Origin of the sequence: Enterobacter cloacae complex sp. IR5450, from assembly GCF_049238665.1 — a bacterium.
Lineage (GTDB): Bacteria > Pseudomonadota > Gammaproteobacteria > Enterobacterales > Enterobacteriaceae > Enterobacter > Enterobacter hormaechei_C.
In genome coordinates this window covers 138,948-163,712 of the sequence record NZ_JBMKIC010000002.1, presented here as the reverse complement: position 1 = coordinate 163,712, position 24,765 = coordinate 138,948, and the positions used below count along the sequence as shown (strand labels likewise).

The window sequence follows — 24,765 nt, the reverse complement described above, 5'->3', positions numbered from 1 at the left end:
TCACGCCGATCCAGATCCCGACCGAAATCAGCATTAGGTACAGGGCTACCGAAATAAAAATATATTTAGACATCTTTTTGTATCAACGAAATGCTCATCCGTTAAAATGAGGTTTTATACTTGTCCCGACGATTGTTTTACGCTTTAAAAGCCCATACCAATCCCAACCGAAGCGCCCATATTATTCGCAGTGTCATCTGAGAAGCTCACTTTCGCGATGACATGGGAATTAAAGTTAACGGACGCACCGACAGCAAGCGCGCTCTCACCGTTGTAAGTCGCACCACCAGCAGAGAACATGACGCGCTGATTGGTTTGCACTTGTGGCAAACCCGCCATCGCCATCGCCCCTGAAATACCGGCATTAGCCTGCTTCTTATTATTGTCCACTTCATCACGCAGAGATTTAAATTGCTGGCTGGTGTTAGTATTCATTGCCTGTAATGACTGCCTGGTGGCTTGCAGATCCTGCGTGGCGGCAGTAACAGCCAGGCTATTTTTAGCGACCTTCGCCTGGGTAGCTGTATCCAGCTGTCGTTGTGTCACGGTGGTTGTCACACCATCTTTACCGTTATGACCGTCTGCACCGTCGCGACCGTTTCTTCCCGCAATGCCTTGTGCGCCAGTATCACCCTTATCACCTTTCATACCTGTCGCGCCAGCATCGCCTTTTTCACCCTTCGCGCCAGTTACACCGGTATCCCCTTTATCGCCCTTTGCGCCAGTCGCGCCGGTATCCCCTTTATCACCCTTTGCGCCAGTCGCACCGGTATCCCCTTTATCACCTTTCGCTCCATCTGCACCGTTGATGGGTTTAGGTGCATTTTCGAGAGCAGTAAGGCGGCTATCCTGAATATTATCGACGTGTTGAAGGTTGATAATGGCTGTGCCGTTAGTCGCCACACCCTGTAAGGCCGTCTCACTTTTCAGACTGGCGGTATCGGCAAGTGCGCCAGCAAGCAACGCTTTCTGATGTGCGTCGTTAGCCATTTTATCCACGACTAACACGCCCAGTTTTGTGGACTGAAGGTCGTTGTTAACCTGCGTTAAGCGGTTATCCGTTGCGCTATCACGGTTAATACTATCAGCGTTGTTTTGTGTAATTTGATCTTGATGGTCATTTACAATATTAGTGATTTGCTGATCGTCCCAAACCGTATTCGCGGCTTCAGCCTGGCTCATTGTACCCGCTAAGACAATGCCCATTACAAAAATAGCAGTAAAGTTTTTATTCATAGATTTCATTTAAAAAGCTCACATCATTAATTATCGAAAATACTGAAGCTGAACAGCTTTATTTTTTGGATTTAAAAAACGGTTGAAGGTTGTCTAAATCTTATTTAGTAACGCGAGTGAACTATCAATTAAACGCAGATCAATGATGTTGATCTAAGTCATAAATACTATGAATAGTTCCGAGGGCGTAAAAGTCATTTTGCGGTTGTTATTAATGTAAACATTAAAGTGAAAATGACGAGGGAAATGAGAGGGTCAGATTAAGTAATTGACAGAAATAAATTTCTGCAAAATAAATGTTTACATTGATGCCTGAGTTTATTTCATACGAAAGCAGGTGGGCTGTCTTATAAAATCACTCCCGGTGAGTCATTATGGATAAAAATAAAATTTCTCAGCACAGAAAGTGAATATTATATTTAATGAGTTCTTAACAAATATGGCGGGATAATTAACTGAACAATAATGTATACATATTGAGCGTAGTTAATATCTTGTCGTTTATTGTTCGTTACAGGGGGTTAACGGACAGCCCAAAACTCCTTGCACCCGGGTTACCCCCCGGTTACACTACATGACTACGAAATGCCATTTTGTAAGTAACTGTTTTATAAGCAATTTGACTCGGGGTGCCCTTCTTTGTGAAGGCTGAGAAATACCCGTATTACCTGATCTGGATAATGCCAGCGTAGGGAAGTCAGATGCCTACCCGGTCATCGCTTCTTCACGCACGGCAGGAGCGAAACCATGCAGCCTGACCTGCTCGACTCACACGTTTTACATCAATTCCGAACCCGTTCCCCGCTCACGCACTGTATGACCAACGATGTCGTGCAGACCTTCACCGCCAACGTGCTGCTCGCGCTGGGCGCTTCCCCGGCAATGGTGATCGAAGCCGAGGAAGCGGAACAGTTTGCCGCGCTTGCCGATGCTCTGCTCATCAACGTGGGTACACTCACCGCACCGCGCGCCCAGTCGATGCGTCGGGCTATTGAGAGCGCTGTAGCCGCGGGCACACCCTGGGTTCTGGATCCGGTTGCGGTTGGCGCGCTGGCGTTCCGCACCCGTTTTTGCCAGCAAATATTATCCCTTAAACCTGCGGCCATTCGTGGAAACGCCTCCGAAATCCTCGCCCTTGCCGGAATGAGTGCGGGCGGGCGGGGGGTTGATTCCACCGATACGGCAGCGAGCGCGTTGACCGCTGCGCAGACGCTCGCCCGTCAGACCCATGCCGTTGTGGTCGTCACAGGAGAAGTGGATCACATCACTGATGGTCAGCGAACCCGTACGGTCGCGGGCGGCGACCTGCTGATGACCCGCGTGGTAGGAACTGGCTGTGCGCTCTCGGCGGTCGTCGCCGCCTGCTGCTCGCTGCCTGGCGACAGGCTTGATAACGCGACGGCTGCCTGCGGCTTTATGAAGCGCGCAGGGTCAGTTGCCCTGACTCAAAGCCGGGGGCCCGGCAGCTTTTCCTCCGCGTTTCTGGACGCGCTTTACGCGCTGGAGGAACAGGTATGACACGCATAAATGCCCTGACTATTGCGGGAACCGATCCCAGCGGCGGAGCGGGGATCCAGGCAGACCTGAAAACCTTCTCCGCGCTCGGCGCTTACGGATGTTCGGTTATCACCGCGCTGGTGGCGCAAAACACGCGCGGTGTACAGTCGGTGTATCGCATTGAGCCGGATTTTGTCGCCGCACAGCTGGATTCGGTATTCAGCGATGTACGTATCGACACCACCAAAATTGGCATGCTCGCAGAGGCGGACATTGTTGAAGCGGTCGCGGAACGTCTCAAACGTTATCAGATAAAAAACGTGGTGCTCGATACCGTGATGCTGGCCAAAAGCGGCGATCCGCTGCTCTCCGCCTCGGCCGTCGACACCCTGCGTAAAAAGCTGCTGCCGCAGGTGGCGCTGATCACGCCAAACCTGCCTGAGGCCGCCGCGCTGCTGGATGCGCCACACGCGCAAAACGAACGTGAAATGAAAGAGCAGGGCAATGCGCTGCTGGCGATGGGGTGTCGCGCGGTACTGATGAAAGGCGGTCATCTCGATGATGCAGAAAGCCCGGACTGGCTCTTCACCCACGATGGCGCGCAACGTTTCACCGCCCCGCGCGTACAGACCAAAAACACCCACGGCACGGGCTGTACGCTCTCGGCGGCGCTGGCGGCGCTGCGTCCCCGAAACGCGAACTGGGCGGATACGGTACAGGAGGCGAAGATCTGGCTCTCGGACGCGCTGGCAAAAGCCGATTCTCTGGAAGTGGGTCACGGTATTGGGCCGGTTCACCATTTTCATGCATGGTGGTAAGCCGTATACTGGCATAAAACCTTATGCCAGAGAAAAACAGAGATGGAACAAGCGCATACCCGGTTAATTGCTCAACTCAAGGAACGAATTGCCGCACCGGACAACACGCCGCTGTATCTGAAATTTGCCGAAACGGTTAAAAACGCGGTACGCAGCGGCGTGCTCGCGCACGGTAATATTTTGCCTGGCGAGCGCGATCTGAGCCAGCTTGCCGGTGTGTCGCGCATTACGGTGCGTAAAGCGATGCAGGCGCTGGAAGAGGCTGGCGTCGTCACCCGCGCGCGTGGATACGGGACGCAAATCAACAATATCTTTGAATATTCGCTAAAAGAGGCGCGCGGGTTTTCTCAGCAGGTGGTGCTGCGGGGCAAAACGCCCAACACGCTGTGGGTTAATAAACGCGTCGTGAAATGTCCGGAGGAGATCGCCCGCCACCTTTCCCTTGCGCCAGACAGTGATGTATTTCTGCTTAAGCGCATCCGCTATGTGGATGACGATGCAGTATCGATAGAGGAGTCCTGGGTACCAGTAGGATTAATTCCCAACCCGGACGACATTGGCGTCTCGCTTTATGATTACTTCCGCAGCCAGAATATCTTTCCGCAGTGCACCCGGTCCCGCGTCAGCGCCCGGATGCCGGACAGCGAGTTTCAGGCGCATATCAAGATGGACGATAAGATACCGGTGCTGGTGATCAAGCAAGTCGCGCTCGATCAACAGCACCGGCCAATTGAGTACAGCATCAGCTACTGCCGCAGCGACCTATACGTCTTTGTGTGCGAGGAGTAGGGCCTCGCGCGTGGGGGCGCAGTCGCCACCGCGATGGCTGACTACCCAGGCGGCTACGGCATTGCCAAGCTGCACCGCCTCTGGCAGTGACCATCCCGCGGCCAGACCGGCAAGGGTACCTCCCGCATGGCTGTCACCCGCGCCGATGGTATCGACCACGGTAGCAGGAAACGCCGGAACGTGTCCGGAAGCGTCACCGTCATACCAGACCGCCCCGTCTTTATCATGGCGTATGATCAGCGCAGCGCCAAACCTCTGCTGCCACCGTGTGCCGAGCTCTTCCACGCTTACGCCAAGCCATTCTGCGGCAAGTTCCGCCTCCTGACGATTAAGCGAGACCATCGGTTTGCAGGCCATAATCCTTGCCATCAGCGGGTCGGGAATATCCGCGATGCGCGGACCGAAATCGATAAAGAGCGTCGCATCCTGAAGACTTTCCAGCCAGGCCGTCAGCAGCTCACCGCTGGGGGACGCCAGCTGGTAGCCGGACAAAGAGATCAGGCTCCCTGCCGGCACGCTTAACCCGTCCAGCCAGCGCTGCTGCCACTGATTCTCCACGCCGCTGAACGACATAAAGGTCCGTTCACCGTCAGGCTCCACCAGCGCCAGGCACCAGCCGTTATCGCCCGTTTCCGCTTCCACGGCGCTGTGCAGATCCTGCTTCGCCATGGCGTTACGGATAATATCGGCCCACACGCCGTGGCCGACAGGAAGCGCGTTTTGTGCAGCAATGCCGAGCCGCTTCAGGGCGATGGCAATATTCAGCGCGCAGCCGCCAATATTCACTCCCTGTTGCTTCAGTTCGATATCACACCCGCGCCAGGGCAGGGCGTAGGCGTCGGCAATCACGTCGATGACCGCCGCGCCGAGCACCGTTACGGGACGCGTGGCGTGAAGGGTTTCGAGACGGCGGGCAAAAGCACTCATACGCCCTCCCTGTGCTCCCGGAAGTGCAGCAGTTTTTCACAGTAGTGGCCGAAATCGAGCCGGTTTACGGCATCAAGTTCGTTTTTGAGTGCCGGATCAATGGCCTGTACACCGTGCAGCGCACCGCAGATGGCCGTTGCCATCGCGCCGATAGTGTCAGTATCACCGCCCAGGTTGGCGCATAACACCGCGCAGCGGTTCGGATCGGTGCCCGCGAGTTCGACCATCGCAATCGCCGCCGGAACGGACTCAAGGGTGCTCGTGCCCGCGCCAATAAGCTGATAGATCTGCTCGCTGGCGGACTCGGTACCGTTGGCTTCGCGCACGGTTTTCAGGGCCAGCTCAATACGAGCGGAAAGCGATGCGCTGAAGGTGGTCGTTTTCGCCTCCTGTGCCGCACGGGCAATACCCGGCAGGGCATCGGCGATGTTCTGCCAGCGCTCGCCGTCGATAGCGCGTGAAACCGCCCAGGCGATCACCACCGCACCGGCGATGGCGAGATCCGATTTATGGGTCGGGCTGGAGGCTAACGCAACCTGTTCCACAAAGTGCGCCAGACGCGTGGCCGGCAGCAGGCATCCCAGCGGGGAGGCGCGCATCGCCGCCCCGTTGGTGACGCCGTTGTTCTCCAGCTGGCTCACCGGCTTGCCGTCACGGATGGCGTTCAGGGCAATTTTGGAGGTCGGGCCGAGCACATTCTTATTGAACGCGTCAAAATCCAGCGCCCAGTCCAGAATATGCTTACCGATAACGTCAGGGTTAATTTCCCCGTCGCATTCGATAATCGCATCGGCCAGGCACAGCGCCATCGACGTATCATCCGTAAATTCGGCCTGCTTAAAGTAACAGGCGGCATTATTCTCAGCCGGGCCGGGTAAGAAACGGTCGATCCAGCCGAAGTGCGCTTTCACCCGCTTGCGCGGCCACAGCTCCGACGGCATTCCCATCGCATCCCCTAACGCCTGCCCGTAAAGAGCACCGAGAATACGGTCTTGTTTCATTTAACTTCCCCTCGTGTCAGCGCGGTATCGCCATCAACCACCTCAATTGCGGTGATCTCTTTATCCGATTCGCGGAAAAACAGCATAAACAGCACGGCAATCACCACAATCATGATTGCACCAAACGTCCACATTCCGGCCCAGTTGAAGGTCAGCCCATTCACCGGCTCTTTATATGCGAACATTTTTTCCATCATCACGCCGCCGAGACGGTAACCCAGCAGGCTACCAAAGCCCTGACAGCACAGCGTGATCAAGCCCTGCGCCGCGTTGCGCATATGCACGGGCGCTTTTTTATCCACGTAGATGTACGCGGTGACGTAATAGAAGTCATAGCTTACGCCGTGCAGCAGAATGCCGAGGAACAGCAGGGCGTAGGTGAAGTATTGCTCGGCGCCGCCGTAAACAAAGAAACCGTAGCGAATGGCGGCGGTGATCAGGCCCAGCAGCAAGACCTTCTTAATACCAAAGCGTTTGGTAAAGAACGGCAGAGCGAGCATGAAGAAGATTTCAGAGAACTGGCCGAGGGTCATCCAGCCGGTGGCGTTTTTCATCCCCACTTCGGTGAGATAGCCGTTGGCAAAGATGTAGTAGAAGGCCAGCGGCATGGCGAACAGGAACGAGCAGAAGAAGAACACCAGAAAGTTTTTATCGCGCAGCAGGATCAGCGCATCCAGCCCCAGCATCACTTTGAAATCCAGCTTGCCGGTACTCTTCGGCGGGGTATTCGGCAGGAACAACGCGAAGACGCCGAGCAGAAGGGAGCTGGCAGCGGTCATTAGCAGCGGAATATTGGTGTCAGAGATGTCGCTATAGCCCATCATCTGCGGCAGGAAGCCGCACGCCAGGCCGGAGGCAATCCAGCCGATGGTGCCCATCACGCGGATGCGCGGGAAATCAGCCTCTACGTCATCGACGTTTGCGAAGGCGATGCTGTTGGTCAGCGCGATGGTCGGCATATAGGTCAGGGAGTAGGCCAGCAGCAGCGGGAAGAAGGTGCTGAACTGGGTTTGCTGTGCTGCGAAATACATCAGAATCGCGCCAGCGAACATCAGCACGGCCAGCACTTTCTGGGCGGCGAAGAAACGGTCCGTCAGCGAGCCGACCAGGATAGGAGAGAGGATCGCGGCAATCGCGGTACAGGCATACGACCAGCCAATTTCCCCGGCGGTAAACCCGCTCTTACTCAGCCACAGCCACAGCGGCACAAACCATGCGCCCCAGATAAACCATTCAACGAACATCATGAATGACAGTTGGACTTTCGTTTTCATTTTTTAATCCTGCATGTCAGAGGTACGCATGTAACATACCATGTGATAATACCTTTTAAATACCTTTAAGGCGATTGTTTGATCAGTGTAACAAAAATGTTGTACACGAAACGAGCCAGCAGATTGTGCTTAAAAAAGTTGCAAATGGTGGAAAATAGGTTAAGTCGGTACCAGGCTTACTCTGCCTGCAAAAACGTGGGCTTGGATCACACGCTCCGACATCATGTCGGACTTACGGGAGCATCACTATGACTGATATTGCGCAGCTGCTTGGCAAAGACGCCGACAGCCTTTTACAGCATCGTTGTATGACCATTCCAGCCGACCAGCTTTATCTGCCTGGCCATGATTACGTAGACCGGGTCATGGTCGACAACAACCGTCCGCCTGCCGTACTGCGAAACATGCAGACGCTTTACAATACCGGCCGTCTGGGCGGGACCGGCTATCTCTCCATTCTGCCCGTTGACCAGGGCGTAGAGCACTCGGCGGGAGCGTCGTTTGCTGCTAACCCGCTCTACTTTGACCCGAAAAACATTGTCGAGCTGGCGATTGAAGCAGGGTGTAACTGTGTGGCATCGACGTATGGCGTGCTGGCCTCCGTTTCTCGCCGCTATGCTCACCGCATTCCGTTCCTCGTCAAGCTGAACCACAACGAAACCCTGAGCTACCCAACCGAATATGACCAGACGCTGTACGCCAGCGTCGAGCAGGCGTTCAACATGGGCGCGGTGGCGGTCGGGGCAACCATCTATTTCGGCTCTGAACAGTCGCGACGTCAGATTGAAGAAATCTCCGCGGCGTTCGAGCGTGCCCACGAGCTGGGCATGGTAACCGTGCTGTGGGCCTATCTGCGTAACGCGTCATTCAAGAAAGACGGCGTGGATTACCACGTATCAGCGGATCTGACCGGTCAGGCAAACCACCTGGCAGCAACCATCGGCGCGGACATCGTGAAGCAGAAAATGGCCGAGAATAACGGCGGCTATAAAGCGGTGAACTTTGGCTATACCGACGACCGCGTGTACAGCAAGCTGACCAGCGACAACCCGATCGATCTGGTGCGCTACCAGCTGGCGAACTGCTACATGGGCCGCGCCGGGCTGATTAACTCCGGCGGTGCGGCAGGCGGTGAAACCGACCTGACCGACGCGGTGCGCACGGCGGTCATTAACAAACGTGCGGGCGGTATGGGGCTGATCCTGGGCCGTAAGGCGTTTAAAAAATCCATGGCCGACGGCGTGAAGCTGATTAATGCGGTTCAGGATGTCTATCTGGACAGTAAAGTCACGATTGCCTGACGCCACCGTATCCCTCTCCCTCAAAGGAGAGGGCATTATCGCGCACCCTGTCAAACATCAGCGCAACAGCACGCAGTCCGGCGGCAATCGGCACTGCAACGCCCCGGGCAAGACCTCAATGCGGAATCGTTCGCCGCTGAGCGGCTCTCCGTCGAGGTTAAAGGTCATGCCGTGTGGGGCGATCACTTCAAACCACGCGGATTTCCCGTCGATGATATTGGGGCTCTCCTCTGGCTGCGTCAGCGTCGTAAACAGCGCAGGCAGCAGCCCGTCGCCGGTAAAAATACGCAGCTGTAATTGACCGTCGTTGATCAATGCTTCCGGGCAAAGCTGCTGACCGCCCCCCGCCTGCCGCCCGTTGCCGATACCAATCACCAGCGCGTCGCCCTGCCAGTGGAAGTTCTCACCGTGAATTTCACAGCTGTCGGGCTTGAGGGTGTCCATGCGCATTAGGCCATGGATGAGATACGAAACGCCGCCCAGCGCGGCCTTCAGTTTTTCCGGCGTTTCGCTGGTAATGCGGGTGCCGAAACCGCCCGTCGCCATATTGATAAAGCAGGTTTTTTCATTCACCTGAGCAATATCGACGGCGGTAGCTTTCCCGAGGATAGCCAGTTGCAGTGCTTTGCCTACATCCTCCGGAATACCGGCGCTGGTGGCAAAATCATTGGCGGTACCGAGCGGTAAAATGCCCATCGCCGGGCGATGGGCTGTGTCGAGATCAATAAGCGCGCCAGCAATCTCGTTGATTGTTCCGTCGCCGCCGCCGGAAATGATGGTCTGAACACCTAATCTGATGCCCTCGTCGATGTAGCGCGCCGCATCGCCTTTTTCAAATGTCACGCGCACGTGAATGCATGCTCCATCTTCACGCAATTCGGTGATCGCCTGGCGCAACAGATCGTTGCCTGCACTCTTGCCGTTAAGAATTAATAAACTGTCTGGATAGGTTGCCATCCGGGTTGCTCCCTTTTTTAGCTATAGAAAGAGTGTATCCCAGAGAGGGAAAAAGCGGGTAAGAACAGGATGAAAGGCAAAAAATAAGCCCGCGTAAGGGCTTTGAAATCGACTAAAGAACCCCGTAGCGCTTACAGTGCATACTACTGCCGCTCAATTGACTATTGTGGTCAACGTTTGAGGTGTGACATTGGCCTTGCCTCGATTTTGAGCTGCTTACGCCAGACCCGATTATGTAGCGTTAGCGCAATGGAGCGGTAAAAAATCGATGAATTCATCCACATAATGTTCAGAAAGAAACATCCCAGCCCCAGCAAAGAGGTTATTTGCGGTGTGTAGTTCTCAACAGGGCCGAATAAAAGCGAAATCCCCGTCCAGATGAAATAAATGATGCTCATTATGCCTGTCAGCGTAATGACGAAAATATGCAGTTTATATCCAGGTAAAGAACCTCGTGTAGTCAGAAACATCGTGCTCATCACTACCAGACAATACACAATCGCTGCAATGAATACTCCCATCATAACCTTAAATTCGGGTAAGCCGAGCCAGCGAAACAGCAACAACCAGAGGGACACTTGCAGCATGGCGTAGCAAAAAATAGCCAGTAACGTGCTCACTGCCAAAGGAATTCCTGTCATATGGACGCCCACAGGAACGCCGAACCGATCTTTTAACTGTTCTTTTAATGTTTCAAGCTGGTTGAGATCATCGGTCGCCATTTTACTTTTAACCAAAGCACTTAATGCAAGGCTATCTTTAATGTATTTCATCATGGACGGGTCAATAACTTCCTGTAAATGAAAAAGACTGAATTAAACCAAAAATGTATTTACCCGTTTGTGCAACATTCTGTGGATTTCTGATATTTCCTGAGATGGCACTTCCAACGAAGGCAGAAGAATTTGAAATGGTATTCAGCAACTCACGCTGTAAGAGCAACTGCAACGCTTCTGACGGATAACGTTTGGGATACACGCCTGCCTTCATTGCTGCTTTTACACCTGAATTCGAGATGCCGGGATTGCGGATACGAATAATCTCCTCTGTTAATCGCGTACGGTCGGCCCGGCTCATTTTTTGTAATAAGGAGAGCAAACTCTCAGACGATGAACGGTTAAGAAGGCGATATGTTAATGCAGCGCTTTTTAAACCCGCAGCAGCCCCGGCAAGAGAAATCGCATCCAGGGCTGTGTTGGTTGCTGTATACCACTCCTGGGAATCCATCCACGCAACGTAATCATCATGATTCATAGCAATCAACGATAGTCGGCCAAGCCCATTTGCACATTAAATTCCAGTTGCTACACCACCGGCTAAAATCACAGCGGCTATAGCACCGGAAGACCCTGCAGTGAGAGGTATAGCCATACCGGCCCCTGCCGCAAGTACAACAGTAAGAATTGCGGCTCCGCAGGAAATGGCCGTTGAACCAATTTCAGTTGCCAGGGAAGGGGAATTAATCGTCGCCGTTGTTGCCTGAACAGGGTTAACTAATGAGGCATTTACTTTGGTTATGACTACATGACTAACCGAGCTTTCGTTTGGTGTAGCAATCCTTCTTGATGGCCGTACTAGCCACTGACGTGTACCGTCTGAGTAGATAATCCCGGCCTGGCTAAAATTTCTGCTACAGTCCAGTTGACCTGCAAGTGCTGTGAAATTTATATCGCCGCCAGAGGCAAGACCAAGACTGCGTGCGAGTGCGTAATCTGGAAGATCCTTTGAAAATTGTCCTGTGAATGTCACTTCATCTCTCCGTCCGTGTGAAATGTTGATTGTTAATAAAACAAGAGTAAAGGTCCTGTTAACACTTAAAATTAGGAATGTTCCGAATAGTGTTCATCCCTCTCAAATCCATTAAAAAATGTGATTAGGATCCTTTGTTCGTTCGATTTGCTTAGATGATACGCCTAATGCTGACACAACCTTTCCCGGGTCAATGCAACGCCATATTTATCAGGGGGAAAAATTTCAGGAGTTAACAAAAAAATAAGCCCGCGTAAGGGAGATTACGCAGGCTAAGGAGGTGGTTCCTGGTACAGCTAGCATTTATGGGTTATGTTTTTCAGCGGGGGGATAATACCCGTATTGAACGAAGCGGTATGTGATCCGATTCTAAGAATTATCCCAGCGTGAAAAAATCCCGTTGATTGACTATTTGCCGTGTGGATTTCGGGTATTTTCACCTTCAAAATTACGCATCAGCAGCGCAAACTCCAGCTCCACCTCTTCAGGAACCGGCAGCCAGACCACATGGCCGTCGCCAGGTGCGACCTCAATCGCCTCACCTTTTTTGTTTTCCAGGTGCTCCAGGCGGAAGTTCATGTTGCCCTGCGGCGTCATCAGCTCCAGGCTGTCGCCTTTAGTGAATTTGTTTTTTACGGCGACGGCAGCCAGCGGGCCTTTACGCTCGCCGGTGAAGTCGCCTACAAACTGCTGGCGTTCGGAAATCGAATAGCCATGCTCGTAGTTCTGGTAGTCGTCGTGAGTGTGACGACGCAGGAAACCTTCGGTATAGCCGCGATGCGCCAGACCTTCCAGCGTTTCCAGCAGGCTGGTGTCGAACGGTTTACCGGCAGCGGCATCGTCGATGGCTTTGCGATATACCTGTGCGGTACGAGCGCAGTAGTAGTAAGACTTGGTGCGGCCTTCGATTTTCAGGGAGTGTACGCCCATCTTGGTTAAACGCTCGACGTGCGCGATGGCGCGCAGATCTTTAGAGTTCATGATGTAAGTGCCGTGCTCGTCTTCGAAGGCGGTCATGTACTCACCCGGACGTTTGGCTTCTTCGATCATAAACACGCTGTCGGTAGGCGCGCCAATTCCCAGCGTTGGCTCAACGTTGGTGACCGGAATCGGCTCGTGTTTATGCACGATGTTACCGATGTCATCCTCTTTGCCTTCCTGAACGTTATATTCCCAGCGGCAGGCGTTGGTGCAGGTACCCTGGTTCGGGTCACGCTTGTTGATGTAGCCAGAGAGCAGGCAGCGGCCGGAGTAGGCCATGCACAGCGCGCCGTGAACGAAGATTTCGATCTCCATATCCGGCACCTGGGTGCGGATCTCCTCGATCTCTTCGAGGGACAGCTCGCGGGACAGAATGACGCGGGTCAGCCCCATCTGTTTCCAGAATTTCACCGTTGCCCAGTTGACGGCGTTAGCCTGCACTGAGAGGTGAATGTCCATCTCCGGGAAATTCTCCCGAACCAGCATGATTAAACCCGGGTCCGACATGATCAGCGCGTCTGGCCCCATCTCCACGACCGGCTTCAGGTCACGAATGAATGTTTTCAGCTTGGCGTTGTGCGGCGCGATGTTCACCACCACGTAGAATTTTTTGCCCAGGGCATGCGCTTCATTGATGCCGAGCTGAAGATTCTCGTGGTTGAATTCGTTGTTACGCACGCGCAGCGAGTAGCGCGGCTGGCCCGCGTAGACGGCGTCGGCGCCATAGGCGAAAGCGTAACGCATATTTTGCAGCGTTCCCGCCGGGGAAAGGAGTTCCGGTTTAAACATGTTTGTTCTCGTTCTGATGACAGGTCAGATCCGCATGCACCTGATGCAGCGGTAAGGGGAGATCCCCCACTTTAAGGGCGGGCATTGTAGCGCTGCGGGGAAGAGAGGTAAAGCTTTGCCCCTCACCCTAACCCTCTCCCCTTTGGGGCGGAGGTAACATCCCTGTAAAGCCCGCCCTCTCGGCGCATCCCTGCGCCTCGCCCCGGCCTACAGGAAACGCCTCAGCGATTTACAGCCGGACCGAGGCATCGCTGAAAGCCCTCAGTTATTCTGAGGCAACGTTATAGCTTTTGCTTTCAAATTGCTGGGGAACCCTCTCCCTTTGGGGAGACGGCAGGGTGAGGGGGGTTATTCAGGCAATCCTGCACGCATCCGCTTCCCAGCGATACCCCACGCCGTACACCGCGCGAATAAACGACTGGTCGGCGTCCAGCGCCTCCAGCTTGCGGCGCAGGTTTTTGATGTGGCTGTCGATGGTGCGGTCGGTCACCACGCGGTAATCGTCATACAGATGGTTGAGCAGCTGCTCGCGGGAAAACACTTTGCCCGGCTCGTGGGAGAGCGTTTTCAACAGGCGAAACTCTGCGGGGGTGAGATCCAAAAGTTTGCTGCGCCAGCTCGCCTGGAAACGGCTTTCGTCGACGATCAGCGGGCTTTGCGCATCGAGCACCTGCAATTCACGCTGCGGCTTACAGCGGCGGAGGATGGTTTTCACCCGAGCGACCACCTCCCGCGGGCTGTAAGGCTTGCAGATGTAATCGTCGGCGCCGATTTCGAGCCCCAGCAGACGATCGATCTCTTCGATTTTGGCCGTCACCATCACGATGGGCACATCGGAGAAACGACGAATTTCGCGGCACAGGGTTAGGCCGTCGGTACCCGGCAGCATCAGATCCAGCAGGATCAGATCCGGCGGCGTCTGGCGCACGTAGGGCAGCACCTGGTCGCCGTGGCTGATAAGCGTTGGCGCGTAACTCGCAGCGCGCAAATAGTCGATCAGCAGTTGCCCAAGTTTAGGCTCGTCTTCCACGATCAAAATACGCGGTGTGTTGTCGTCAATCGGTAACTCGGTCATGCTTCCCTCGATAAATCCCGTTCCAGAGGTAACTCTACTGTAATGCTAACCCCGCCAAAAGGCGAATGGGCGGCGCGGATGGTGCCGCCATGGGCCTCCACAATGTTAACGCAAATGGCCAGCCCAAGGCCGGAACCGCCGCTGGCGCGGTTGCGTGAACCTTCGGTGCGATAGAAGCGCTCGAACAGTTTTTCCAGCTGCGCATCCTTCACGCCAGGGGCGGAGTCCGCAAAGGTCAGGGCAAAGCGCCCGTTTTCCTGCCTGCCGGAGATATGCAGCGCGCCGCCGCCGTCGGTGTAGCGGAGGCTGTTCTCCAGCAGATTATTGAACAGCTGCATCAGGCGATCTCTGTCGCCGAACACCACCGCACTGTCCGGCAGCGAAAGGTTGATTTTCAGGTCACGGCTGGCGAAGCGCTCGCGGAATGCGCCGGTCACGACTTCAAGGATATTGATCACATCGATCGGTGCTTTCTGGTAAGCCAGGGCGCCTTCGTCGGACATGGAAAGCTGATGCAGATCGTCCACCAGTTTGGTCAGCGTACCGACTTCCGCCTGAAGCGAGGCCACCGACTCGGGGGTGAACTGCCGCACGCCGTCCTGAATCGCCTCCAGCTCGCCGCGCAGCACCGCCAGCGGGGTGCGCAGCTCGTGCGAAATGTCGGCCATAAAATCGCGGCGCATCTGCTGGTTTTTTTCCAGCGTGCTGGCGAGCTGGTTGAAGTCCTGCGCCAGCTTGCCCAGTTCATCCTGGCTGCGGGTGTCCACGCGGGTCGAGAAATCACCCGCCGCCAGCTTGTGCGTGCCTTCCACCAGGCGCTTAACCGGCGCCAGCAGGCCGCGCGCCAGCGGGAAGGTGGCGAGCGCCGCAAGCAGGGTAGAAAGCGCGACAATCAACCAGCTGGTCTGACGCTGCTGGCGGTCAAAGTTGATGTCGGTGTTGCGCGTCAGCCGCTCGACCGGGGAGGCGATAACCCAGCCCACCGTGGCGCCGTTCGAGGTAATGGCGCGCTTTGTGCCGTCCGGCGGTACCGGAGAGCGTGGGCCAACGAGCACGCGCATCTCCTGATCAATTACCCAGAACTGGGTGCGCCAGCCGTGCGGTGGCATGCCCGGTCCCGGACGGTCGTCGTCATTATCGTGCTCCAGCGAGCGCAGAATTTGAAATATAAAGCGATCGTTGTTGCGCAGAAAACGCCAGTTACCGTGCAGGCTATACTGTTCCCCCAGCGCGTCGCTTAAGCCCTGTAAACGCTGTTCGTTACCGTGCTTGATGTAGTCAATAAAGCCGCGCTCAAAGCTGACCCGCACCGCCCAGTGCATAGTAATCAGCAGGACGATACAGGTGGCGAAAATCGCCACAAAAAGCTTACCGGTGATCCCCGGACGCCAGAATTTCATGGTGCACTCCTTTTGCCGCGTCGGATCACGACGTTTTTGGTCGTGTCATTCGGCACTCTGGCAAAGATAAAAGCGGGCAGAGCGATAATTACCGCCATGCTGAGGTAAGTGTATAAAAAGACCTGATGCGCGACGGGGGTGTCGGCGCTGAGATGGTGCTGACCGTACATGCCGAGCAGCAATCCGGCGACCGTGACCCCCACGCTCATGGAGAGCTGCATGATCATCGACAGCAGACTGTTACCACTGCTTGCCAGCTCGTCCGGCAGATCTTTCAGCGTCAGGGTGTTCATCGACGAGAAGCGCATGGAGTTGATGATCCCCTGGCAGAACAGCACCAGCGGCAGGATGTAGTACCAGCCCAGCAGCGCCACGGCCATAAACAGCAGGCAGACCAACGCCAGCCCGATCGTGGCGGCCACCAGCACGCGGCGATAGCCAAAGCGGTTCACCACCTGCACCACAATACGCTTCATCCCCATGCTGCCAAGTACCATCGGGATCATCATCAGCCCGGCATGGAACGGCGAGAAGCCCATCCCAATCTGTAAAAATACCGGCGTCATAAACGGCAACATGCCGCTGCCGATGCGTCCGGCAAAGCTGCCGAACAGACCAAGACGGTAGGTGGGATTCTTGAACAGATTCAGGCTGAACAGCGCGTTAGCGTTACCTCTGGCATGCCACAGATACCAGAGAATGGCGGTGACACCCAGCGCTACCAGCAGGGCGAGCGACAGGGAGGAGATCCCCAGCCCTTTTTGCCCGTCGAGCGCGAGGGTAAGCGTCGCCATGCCAGCTGCCAGCAGGATGAAGCCAAAGAAATCAAAGCGCCGGGTCTGCATTTTATAGTTCGGCATCAGCGTCAGGGTGGCAATCGCGCCGATAATACCGACCGGCAGGTTGATCAGGAAGATCCAGTGCCAGGAGGCATACTCCACCAGAATCCCGCCCAGCGCCGGGCCAAGCAGCGGGCCGACCTGACCGGGCAGGGTGACGAAGGTCATCGCCGCCATATACTGCGCGCGCGGAACAATTTTCATCACCGTTAACCGCCCGACGGGTACCATCATCGCGCCGCCGACGCCCTGTAGCACGCGCGCCATCACCAGCTGGTCGAGGGTATTGGCCTGGGCGCAAAACAGCGACCCGGTGGTAAACAGCACAATGGCGGTGAAGAAGATGTTTCGCACGCCGACTTTATCCGCCAGCCAGCCGCTGGCAGGCAGCATCACGGCGACCGTCAGCACGTAGGCGACAATCACCATATGCATGTGCAGCGGGCTCTCCCCCAGGCTTTTCGCCATCGAGGGGAGGGCGGTGTTCACGATAGTCGTGTCCAGCGACTGCATAAAGAAGCCGAACGCGACGATCCACAATTGCCAGCGAACGTTACTGGGTAGGTCGGTCATTTACTCGGTCACCGTGGTTCTCTTTTTACGCGAAAAACGCAGCCGCAGGCGGTCAAAGAACAGATAGACGACCGGCGTCGTGTAGAGCGTCAGCAGCTGGCTCATCACCAGGCCGCCAACGATCGTGATCCCCAGCGGCTGGCGCAGTTCAGAGCCGTCACCGCCGGATATGACCAGCGGCAGCGCGCCGAACAGCGCGGCCAGGGTAGTCATCATGATCGGGCGAAAACGCAGCAGACAGGCCTGGAATATCGCCTCGTCCGGCGTCAGGTTGCCGTTGCGCTGGGCGTCCAGGGCAAAGTCGACCATCATTATCGCGTTTTTCTTCACGATGCCAATCAATAGCATGATCCCGATAAGCGCGATAAGACTGAATGGGGCACCGAACAGCTCCAGCGCCAGCAGCGCCCCCACGCCCGCAGAGGGAAGCGTGGAGAGAATGGTCAACGGGTGCACGTAGCTTTCGTACAGCACGCCCAGCACGATATAAACCGTGGCAATGGCCGCCAGAATCAAAATAACCTGCAAGTTCATGGTGTCCTGGAACACCTGCGCCGTACCGGCAAAGCTGCCGCGCACCGAGGAGGGCACCCCGAGCTGGGTCATGGCGCGATTAATGGCATCGCTGGCCTCAGACAGCGACGAGCCGGTTGGCAGGTTAAACGAGACGGTCGAGGCGGCGGAAAGCCCCTGGTGGTTCACCGACAGCGGGGCGTTCGACGGCTGCCAGCTGGCGAAGTACGACAGCGGAATCGCCTTACCGTCATCATTGATCACAAACATCTTGTCCAGCGCGCTGATGTCCTGGGTGTAGCGCGGATCCACCTCCATCACCACCTTGTACTGGTTCATCGGCTGATAGATGGTAGAGACTTCACGCTGCCCGAAGGCGTTGTTCAGCAGGCTGTTGGCCGCCTCCACGTTAATGCCCAGGCGGGCCATGGTTTCACGATCGTAGGTGAGCGCCATCTCCGCACCGTTGTTTTGGCTGTCAGAGTTCACGTCCGCCAGCTGCGGCAGCGCGGCCAGCGCTTTACGGATCTTCGGCTCCCACTCGCGCAGGGCGGCTAAGTCATCCGAGAGCAGGGTGTACTGATAGCTGGCGTTAGCCTGTCGTCCGCCGACGCGGATATCCTGAACGGCCATCAAAAACAGATTTGCCCCCGGCTCTTTGGCAAGCTTCAGCCGCAGGCGGTCAATGATCTGCTGCGCCGTTTCGTGACGTTCACCGCGCGGCTTAAGGGTAATAAACATCATCCCGCTGTTAACGCGCGAGCCGCCGGTAAAGCCGGTGACGTTATCCACGGCCGGATCTTCCCGGATGATTTTCATAAAGTCTTGCAGTTTGCCGCGCATCGCCTGGAACGAAATGCTCTGGTCCGCCTGAATACCGCCCATCAGCACGCCGGTATCCTGCTCCGGGAAAAAGGTTTTCGGGATGGTGATATACATCCAGACGTTGAGGACGATGGTGCCGATCAGCACCAGCCCGACAATACGCGTGTGGTTCAGCACCCATTTCAGCGATTTGCCGTAGCCGGACTGCATCGCCATCAGGACGCGGCCAAAGCCTTTCCTGCGCGGCTGCGAGTGCGGTTGGCTGCGCTTTAGCATCCAGCCGCACATCATCGGCGTCAGCGTCAGCGAAATCACCAGTGAGATACCAATGGCGACGGAGAGCGTGACGGCAAATTCGCGCAGCAGTCGCCCCGGCAGGCCGCCCATCAGCAGCAGCGGCAGGAATACCGCCACCAGCGACAGGCTCATGGACAGGACCGTGAAGCCCACTTCGCGCGTCCCCTGAAGCGCCGCCTGGAGCGGCTTCATGCCCGCTTCCAGATGGCGCGAGATATTCTCCAGCACCACGATGGCGTCATCCACCACAAACCCGGTGGCAATCGTCAGCGCCATCAGCGACAGGTTGTTAAGGCTAAAGCCGCACAGGTACATGGCGGCAAAGGTGCCTATCAGCGATACTGGCACCGCCACCGCCGGGATCAGCGTTGCGCGCCCCGAGCGCAGGAACAGGAACACCACCAGGATCACCAGCGCGACGGAGATGATCAGCGTTTGCTCTACCTCCTCAAGCGAGGCGCGGATGGTGGGGGAGCGGTCCTGCGCAATCTGGAGATCGATAGCCGCCGGAATCGTTTCCTGAAGCTCCGGCAGGCGCGCGCGGATGCTGTTCACCGTCTGAATGATGTTGGCTTCCGGCAGCTTGCGGATCATCAGCAAAATCGCCGGTTTGGCGTTGGTCATCCCGGCGTTACGCACGTCCTGCACCGAATCGGTGACGCTGGCGACGTCGCTCAGGCGCACCGCCGCGCCGTTGTTGTAGTGAATAATCAACGGCTGATACTCGGCGGCGGTTTTCAGCTCATCGTTGGTCTGGATCTGCCAGCGGTGGCTGTTGTCCTCAATCGCGCCCTGCGGCTTACGCACGTTGGCGTTGCTGATGGCGGAACGCACGTCGTCCAGCGACACGCCCTGGTTAAACAGCGCCTGCGGATTCAGCCCCACGCGCACGGCGGGCAGGGAGCTGCCGCCGACGTCCACGTCGCCCACGCCGTCAATCTGGGCGATGGTTTGCGCCAGCTGGGTGGAGGCAAAATCGTACAGCTCGCCCTGGGAGTAGGTCTCTGACGTAAGCGTCAGGATCATGATCGGCGCGTCGGAGGGGTTGGCCTTGCGATAGGTTGGACGGCTCGGCATGCCGCTCGGCAGCAGGCTTTGGGCGGCGTTAATCGCGGCCTGCACGTCACGCGCCGCGCCGTTGATGTCCCGGTCGAAATTGAATTCCAGAATGATGCGCGTGCTGCCCAGCGAACTGCTGGAGGTCATCTCGTTAACCCCGGCAATTCGACCAAGCGAGCGCTCAAGCGGCGTCGCCACCGATGAGGCCATGGTTTCCGGCGAGGCACCCGGCAGCGAGGCGCTGACCATGATCACCGGGAAATCGACCTGCGGCAGCGGGGCCACCGGCAGCAGCCGGAAGCCCAGCACGCCGCACAGGGTGATAGCGACGGAGAGTAAAATCGTCGCCACCGGACGGTAAATGAAGAGGGCGAAAAACTTCACTTACGCCTCCTCTTCACGTTTCGGGAAGCGGCTTTTCGTCCACAGGGCCAGACGGTCAAACAGCAGGTAGATAACCGGCGTGGTAAACAGCGTCAGCACCTGGCTTACGAGCAGGCCGCCGACCATCCCGATGCCCAGCGGACGGCGCAGTTCGGCCCCCACGCCGGTGCTCAGCATCAGCGGCAGCGCGCCCAGCAGGGCGGCGAGGGTGGTCATCAGGATCGGGCGAAAACGCAGCAGACAGGCCTGGTAAATGGCCTCGCGCGGCGCCATACCCTGCTCGCGCTCGGCGGCCAGCGCAAAGTCGATCATCATGATGGCGTTTTTCTTCACGATGCCGATAAGCAGAATGATGCCGATGATCGCAATCACGTCCAGTTCGCTCCCCGCCAGCATCAGCGCCAGCAGTGCCCCCACGCCCGCCGTCGGCAGGGTGGAGAGAATGGTGATCGGGTGGATAAAGCTTTCATACAGCACGCCAAGCACGATATACATCGCCACCACCGCCGCGACAATCAGCCAGACGGTGCTGCCCAGCGCGGCCTGGAACGCCAGAGTACTGCCCTGGAACTGGGTCTGAATATCTGACGGGAAGCTGAGTTCGTTCTCCGCACCCAGAATGGCCTCCACCGCTTCGCCCAGGGAATAACCGTCCGGCACGTTGAACGAAATGGTGGTGGATGGGAACTGATCGAGATGGTTAATCGACAGCGGGGTGTGACGCTCTTCCACGCTGGCAATGGCGCTGAGCGGCACAATTCCGCCGTCTTTGCTGGTCAGGCGTATCGAGTCCAGCGCGGCAAGCCCGGGCGTGTTCTCGGTGTTATGTTCCAGCACCACGCGATACTGGTTCGCCTGGGTGTAAATGGTGGAGATAAGGCGCTGGCCAAAGGCGTTATACAGCGCGTTATCCACGTCGGACATGGTAATGCCCAGACGGCTGGCGGTGTCGCGGTTGACGTTCACGTACGCCGCCAGCCCTTTATCCTGCCAGTCGCTGCTGACGTCAGAAATCTGCGGCAGTGCTTTCAGCTTGTCCACCAGCTGCGGCACCCAGGTGCTGAGTGCATCAAGCGAGGTGGCCTGGAGCGTAAACTGGTACTGCGTGCGGCTCACCTGCGTATCAATGGTTAAATCCTGGATCGGTTGCAGATACAGCTCAATGCCCGGTACGCGCGCCACAGCGCTTTGCAGACGCTCAATAACCGCGTTGACGCGATCGTCACGGTCATCGAGCGGTTTAAGGTTAATTTGCAGGCGCGCGCTGTTAAGCGACGGGTTGGTGCCGTCCACGCCCACGTAGGCAGTCAGGCTTTCCACCGCCGGATCTTTCATGATGATCTCAGACACCTGCTGCTGGCGCTGCGCCATGTTGGCGAAGGAGACCGTCTGTGGCGCCTGAAGCGTGCCCTGAATAATGCCGTTGTCCTGAATCGGGAAGAAGCCTTTCGGAATGAAAACCCACAGCATGACGCTGAGCGCCAGCGTGCCGAGGGCCACGCCGAGCGTCGCCCAGGGATGGTTCAGGACTTTCGCCAGCACGCGGCCGTAGGCGGCAATAATGCGCTCGAACATCCGCTCGGAGGCGAGGGAGAAGCGGTTTTGCTTGCGCAAAGATTCGTGGCTCAGCATGCGGGCGCACATCATCGGCGTCAGCGTCAGCGACACCACGGCAGAGATCAGAATGGCGACCGCCAGCGTCACGGCAAACTCGCGAAACAGCCGCCCGACGATATCGCCCATAAACAGCAGCGGGATCAGCACCGCAATCAGCGAGAAGGTGAGCGAAATAATGGTAAAGCCGATCTCCCCCGCGCCCTTCAGCGCGGCGGCTAACGGCTTTTCACCTTTCTCGATATAGCGCGAGATGTTTTCGATTACCACGATGGCGTCGTCCACCACAAACCCGGTGGCGATGGTGAGCGCCATCAGCGTCAGGTTGTTAATCGAGAAGTCGAGAAATACCATTACCGCGAACGTCCCGACCAGCGAGAGCGGCACGGCAACGGCGGGAATAATGGTTGCCGGAACGTTGCGCAGGAACAGGTAGATGATCATCACCACCAGCGCAATCGCCAGCATCAGCTCGAACTGGGTGTCAGTCACTGACGCGCGAATATTCGTGGTGCGGTCAGAGAGCACTTTCACGCTGACCGATTTTGGCAGGCTTTCCACCAGCTGCGGCAGCATGGTGCGAATGCTGTCGGCGGTATCAATAATGTTCGCGCCCGGCTGGCGCTGAACGTTCATGACAATCGCCTGCTGCTTATTAGCCCACGCCCCGAGCCAGCTGTTTTCCGCGCCTTGTTCGACGGTTGCCACGTCGCCCAGGCGGATCGGTGCGCCGTTCTGGTAGGCAATAATCAGCTGACGGTATTCATCGGCGGACTGCATCTGGTCGTTGGCGGAGAGCGTGACCGCGCGGGTCGGGCCGTCCAGCGAGCCCTTCGCTGAGTTAACGTTGGCGCTGCTGATGGCGGTGCGAATGGTTTCGCTGGTTAACCCCAGCGCGGCAATGGCCTGGGCATTGAGCTTAACGCGCACCGCGGGGCGTTGTCCCCCTGCGAGCGTAACCAGCCCGACGCCGGTCACCTGCGAAATCTTCTGCGCCACGCGGGTTTCGACCATGTCTTCCACCTGCGTCATCGGCATGGCGGAGGAGGTGACGGCAAGCGTCATGATCGGCGGGTCTGCCGGGTTCACCTTGCTGTAAACCGGCGGGTTCGGCAGGTCAGACGGCAGCAGGTTGGTGGCGGCGTTAATGGCGGCCTGCACCTCCTGTTCCGCGACGTCCAGCGACAGGGCGAGCTGGAACTGAAGCGTGACGACCGAGGCGCCGCCCGAGCTCTGGGAGGACATCTGCTTCAGGCCAGACATCTGGCCAAACTGACGCTCCAGCGGGGCGGTGATGGCGGATGTCACCACATCCGGACTGGCGCCCGGATAGAGGGTGACAACCTGAATAGTCGGGTAGTCCACTTCCGGCAGCGCCGACACGGGCAGAAAACGGTAGCCAATGATCCCGGCCAGCAGGATCGCCACCATCAACAGGGTCGTCGCAACTGGACGTAAGATAAACAGGCGTGATGGCCCACCTGTAGAGCTCGGCGGCATCACCTGCATCAGGCTTTTGCTCCTGTATTCTGCGCTTCCACCACCTCGACCTGCGCCCCTTCGGTCAGCCGGTCAATACCGTCGGTTACGACGCGGTCGCCTGCGGACAGCCCGGCGCTGATCACCACCGTCTGACTGTCCTGGATCCCGGTTTTCACCAGGTGTTTGCTGACCTTGTTTTCGCTGTTCAGCACCCAGACAAAGTTGCCTTCACTGCCCATTTGCAGGGCCGCCGTCGGGATCACCACGGCGTTTTCTTCGGTCGCGACCAGCATTCGCGCATTGACGAACTGATTCGGGAACAGGGCATCGTCCTGATTGTTGAAGCGTGCTTTTAACTTGATGGTGCCGGTGGTGGTGTCGATCTGGTTATCCAGGCTCAACAGCGAACCTTCGCTCAGCTTCTGCTTGTTGGTGCGATCCCAGGCTTCAACTACCAGCGATTTTCCGGCCTTCTGCGCCTGTATCACCGTCGCAATGTCGCTTTCCGGCAGGGTAAAGACGAGATCGATAGGGTGCGTCTGGGTGATCACCACGATGCCCGTGGTATCGCCGCTGGAGATTTGGTTCCCGATATCAACCTGTTTCAGGCCCACGCGGCCGTCAATCGGCGCGGTGATCCGGCTCCAGTCGAGCTGGAGCTGGGCGCTGGCGACCGCGGCTTCGTCGGCCTTGATGGTGCCCTGAGATTCACTGACCAGAGATTGCTGGGTATCCAGCTCCTGGCGCGACACGAGGTTGGTTTTTACCAACTGCTGATAGCGGGCTAAATCGCGGCGGGCATTGGCGAGGGTGGCTTTGTCTTTCGCGAGTTGCCCCTGCGCCTGCGCCAGGGCCACCTTAAACTGGCTTGGATCGATTTCCGCCAGCAGATCGCCCGCTTTCACCTGTTGACCTTCCTGGAAGTGGATGGCCATCAGCTGACCGTCCACGCGGCTACGTACCGTCACGGTGTTGGCGGCAGTGATGGTTCCCAGCCCGGAGAGATAACGAGGCACCGCTTTATTCACCGCCGTTGCCGCCTGCACCGGTGCCAGCGCACCGCCGCGCATACCGTGGCGCCCGCCGCCCGTTGGGCGTTGTGAGGGGCTACTGGCGCCAGCAGGTGCCGTGGAGTTCGCGGACTGGCTGTGCCAGTACCAGGCGGCGGCCAGGACCACCACAATCAGACCAGCGGCGATTGCCCAGCGGGATTTGTTACTGCCTTTCATCGTTATACGTTCTCATCCTGAAACTCTTTCGGGGAATGATACTAGTTTAGTCAGGTAACACAGTGGAAAAATGGAGGAAATATGGAAGACTGTCAGGAATGGTCTGAGTGTGGTGCCGCGGTTTCGCCTTCGCCGGGTGGCGCTGCGCTTACCCGG

General features: G+C 57.0%; 17 protein-coding genes, 1 pseudogene and 1 riboswitch. Of the genes and pseudogenes, 4 read left to right on the top strand and 14 right to left on the bottom strand.

What is annotated here, in order from left to right; genetic code table 11:
• Positions 1–144 precede the first annotated feature (144 nt).
• Positions 145–1,236, bottom strand: a complete 1,092-nt coding sequence (locus ACOTYB_RS03080; RefSeq protein WP_276523956.1) for a YadA-like family protein — start codon at positions 1,234–1,236, stop codon at positions 145–147.
• Between the two features lie 615 nt (positions 1,237–1,851).
• A riboswitch (TPP riboswitch) is annotated at positions 1,852–1,948 on the top strand.
• 35 nt (positions 1,949–1,983) lie between these two features.
• Between ACOTYB_RS03080 and thiM the strand changes: the two genes are divergently transcribed.
• The 3 genes from thiM to ACOTYB_RS03065 are packed head-to-tail and all read left to right on the top strand — an operon-like array spanning position 1,984 to position 4,340.
• A complete protein-coding gene (gene thiM, locus ACOTYB_RS03075; protein WP_032609682.1) occupies positions 1,984–2,754 on the top strand; it encodes a hydroxyethylthiazole kinase in 771 nt (256 codons plus the stop codon).
• Entirely contained in the window at positions 2,751–3,551 is an 801-nt protein-coding gene (thiD, locus tag ACOTYB_RS03070; protein ID WP_003859244.1) for a bifunctional hydroxymethylpyrimidine kinase/phosphomethylpyrimidine kinase, read from the top strand. The genes thiM and thiD overlap by 4 nt, the downstream gene beginning before the upstream one ends.
• Before the next feature lie 42 nt (positions 3,552–3,593).
• Positions 3,594–4,340 (top strand): GntR family transcriptional regulator, encoded by a 747-nt coding sequence (locus ACOTYB_RS03065; protein WP_058656756.1) that lies wholly within the window; start codon positions 3,594–3,596, stop codon positions 4,338–4,340.
• On the opposite strand, the gene ACOTYB_RS03060 is transcribed toward ACOTYB_RS03065, so the two are convergent.
• From ACOTYB_RS03060 to ACOTYB_RS03050, 3 genes are read right to left on the bottom strand one after another with little or no spacing between them, the layout of a single operon-like run.
• Positions 4,314–5,267 (bottom strand): PfkB family carbohydrate kinase, encoded by a 954-nt coding sequence (locus ACOTYB_RS03060; protein ID WP_058656755.1) that lies wholly within the window; start codon positions 5,265–5,267, stop codon positions 4,314–4,316. The two genes, ACOTYB_RS03065 and ACOTYB_RS03060, sit on opposite strands and share 27 nt — an antisense overlap.
• Positions 5,264–6,268, bottom strand: coding sequence for an ADP-ribosylglycohydrolase family protein (locus ACOTYB_RS03055; RefSeq protein WP_220153216.1), 1,005 nt, complete (start codon positions 6,266–6,268; stop codon positions 5,264–5,266). Before ACOTYB_RS03055 ends, ACOTYB_RS03060 begins: the two co-directional genes overlap by 4 nt.
• On the bottom strand, positions 6,265–7,542 hold the full coding sequence (locus ACOTYB_RS03050) for a nucleoside permease (protein WP_003859236.1): 1,278 nt from the start codon (positions 7,540–7,542) through the stop codon (positions 6,265–6,267). The genes ACOTYB_RS03055 and ACOTYB_RS03050 overlap by 4 nt, the downstream gene beginning before the upstream one ends.
• Positions 7,543–7,790: 248 nt before the next feature.
• Here ACOTYB_RS03050 and fbaB point away from each other — a divergent pair, with 248 nt between their 5' ends.
• Positions 7,791–8,843, top strand: coding sequence for a class I fructose-bisphosphate aldolase (fbaB, locus tag ACOTYB_RS03045; protein ID WP_000129585.1), 1,053 nt, complete (start codon positions 7,791–7,793; stop codon positions 8,841–8,843).
• Positions 8,844–8,900: 57 nt separating this feature from the next.
• Here fbaB and yegS read toward each other — a convergent pair whose 3' ends face one another.
• From yegS to ACOTYB_RS02995, 10 genes and pseudogenes are all read right to left on the bottom strand, one after another.
• A complete protein-coding gene (yegS, locus tag ACOTYB_RS03040) occupies positions 8,901–9,800 on the bottom strand; it encodes a lipid kinase YegS (RefSeq protein WP_023324950.1) in 900 nt (299 codons plus the stop codon).
• A gap of 170 nt (positions 9,801–9,970) precedes the next feature.
• Positions 9,971–10,576, bottom strand: coding sequence for a hypothetical protein (locus ACOTYB_RS03035; protein ID WP_022651497.1), 606 nt, complete (start codon positions 10,574–10,576; stop codon positions 9,971–9,973).
• Positions 10,577–10,583: 7 nt separating this feature from the next.
• Positions 10,584–11,549: pseudogene (locus ACOTYB_RS03030) on the bottom strand (hypothetical protein).
• 408 nt (positions 11,550–11,957) lie between these two features.
• Positions 11,958–13,319, bottom strand: a complete 1,362-nt coding sequence (gene yegQ / locus ACOTYB_RS03025; protein ID WP_022651495.1) for a tRNA 5-hydroxyuridine modification protein YegQ — start codon at positions 13,317–13,319, stop codon at positions 11,958–11,960.
• 352 nt (positions 13,320–13,671) lie between these two features.
• Complete coding sequence (gene baeR, locus ACOTYB_RS03020) at positions 13,672–14,394, bottom strand: two-component system response regulator BaeR (RefSeq protein ID WP_015572364.1); 723 nt, start codon at positions 14,392–14,394, stop codon at positions 13,672–13,674.
• Entirely contained in the window at positions 14,391–15,794 is a 1,404-nt protein-coding gene (gene baeS, locus ACOTYB_RS03015) for a two-component system sensor histidine kinase BaeS (protein ID WP_006811258.1), read from the bottom strand. The genes baeR and baeS overlap by 4 nt, the downstream gene beginning before the upstream one ends.
• On the bottom strand, positions 15,791–17,206 hold the full coding sequence (locus ACOTYB_RS03010) for an MFS transporter (protein ID WP_003862087.1): 1,416 nt from the start codon (positions 17,204–17,206) through the stop codon (positions 15,791–15,793). The genes baeS and ACOTYB_RS03010 overlap by 4 nt, the downstream gene beginning before the upstream one ends.
• Positions 17,207–20,284, bottom strand: coding sequence for a multidrug efflux RND transporter permease subunit MdtC (gene mdtC, locus ACOTYB_RS03005; protein WP_220153215.1), 3,078 nt, complete (start codon positions 20,282–20,284; stop codon positions 17,207–17,209).
• Positions 20,285–23,407 carry an MdtB/MuxB family multidrug efflux RND transporter permease subunit gene (locus ACOTYB_RS03000; RefSeq protein WP_048240481.1) on the bottom strand — a complete coding sequence of 1,041 codons (3,123 nt, stop codon included), beginning with the start codon at positions 23,405–23,407 and terminating at the stop codon, positions 20,285–20,287.
• Positions 23,407–24,609, bottom strand: coding sequence for an MdtA/MuxA family multidrug efflux RND transporter periplasmic adaptor subunit (locus ACOTYB_RS02995; protein ID WP_022651490.1), 1,203 nt, complete (start codon positions 24,607–24,609; stop codon positions 23,407–23,409). The genes ACOTYB_RS03000 and ACOTYB_RS02995 overlap by 1 nt, the downstream gene beginning before the upstream one ends.
• Positions 24,610–24,765: the final 156 nt, after the last annotated feature.

Bases quoted from the DNA above. Each gene is read 5' to 3' on its own strand.
- ACOTYB_RS03080 (WP_276523956.1), bottom strand. From the start codon at position 1,236: ATGAATAAAAACTTTACTGCTATTTTTGTAATGGGCATTGTCTTAGCG.
- thiM (WP_032609682.1), top strand. From the start codon at position 1,984: ATGCAGCCTGACCTGCTCGACTCACACGTTTTACATCAATTCCGAACC.
- thiD (WP_003859244.1), top strand. From the start codon at position 2,751: ATGACACGCATAAATGCCCTGACTATTGCGGGAACCGATCCCAGCGGC.
- ACOTYB_RS03065 (WP_058656756.1), top strand. From the start codon at position 3,594: ATGGAACAAGCGCATACCCGGTTAATTGCTCAACTCAAGGAACGAATT.
- ACOTYB_RS03060 (WP_058656755.1), bottom strand. From the start codon at position 5,267: ATGAGTGCTTTTGCCCGCCGTCTCGAAACCCTTCACGCCACGCGTCCC.
- ACOTYB_RS03055 (WP_220153216.1), bottom strand. From the start codon at position 6,268: ATGAAACAAGACCGTATTCTCGGTGCTCTTTACGGGCAGGCGTTAGGG.
- ACOTYB_RS03050 (WP_003859236.1), bottom strand. From the start codon at position 7,542: ATGAAAACGAAAGTCCAACTGTCATTCATGATGTTCGTTGAATGGTTT.
- fbaB (WP_000129585.1), top strand. From the start codon at position 7,791: ATGACTGATATTGCGCAGCTGCTTGGCAAAGACGCCGACAGCCTTTTA.
- yegS (WP_023324950.1), bottom strand. From the start codon at position 9,800: ATGGCAACCTATCCAGACAGTTTATTAATTCTTAACGGCAAGAGTGCA.
- ACOTYB_RS03035 (WP_022651497.1), bottom strand. From the start codon at position 10,576: ATGATGAAATACATTAAAGATAGCCTTGCATTAAGTGCTTTGGTTAAA.
- yegQ (WP_022651495.1), bottom strand. From the start codon at position 13,319: ATGTTTAAACCGGAACTCCTTTCCCCGGCGGGAACGCTGCAAAATATG.
- baeR (WP_015572364.1), bottom strand. From the start codon at position 14,394: ATGACCGAGTTACCGATTGACGACAACACACCGCGTATTTTGATCGTG.
- baeS (WP_006811258.1), bottom strand. From the start codon at position 15,794: ATGAAATTCTGGCGTCCGGGGATCACCGGTAAGCTTTTTGTGGCGATT.
- ACOTYB_RS03010 (WP_003862087.1), bottom strand. From the start codon at position 17,206: ATGACCGACCTACCCAGTAACGTTCGCTGGCAATTGTGGATCGTCGCG.
- ACOTYB_RS03000 (WP_048240481.1), bottom strand. From the start codon at position 23,407: ATGCAGGTGATGCCGCCGAGCTCTACAGGTGGGCCATCACGCCTGTTT.
- ACOTYB_RS02995 (WP_022651490.1), bottom strand. From the start codon at position 24,609: ATGAAAGGCAGTAACAAATCCCGCTGGGCAATCGCCGCTGGTCTGATT.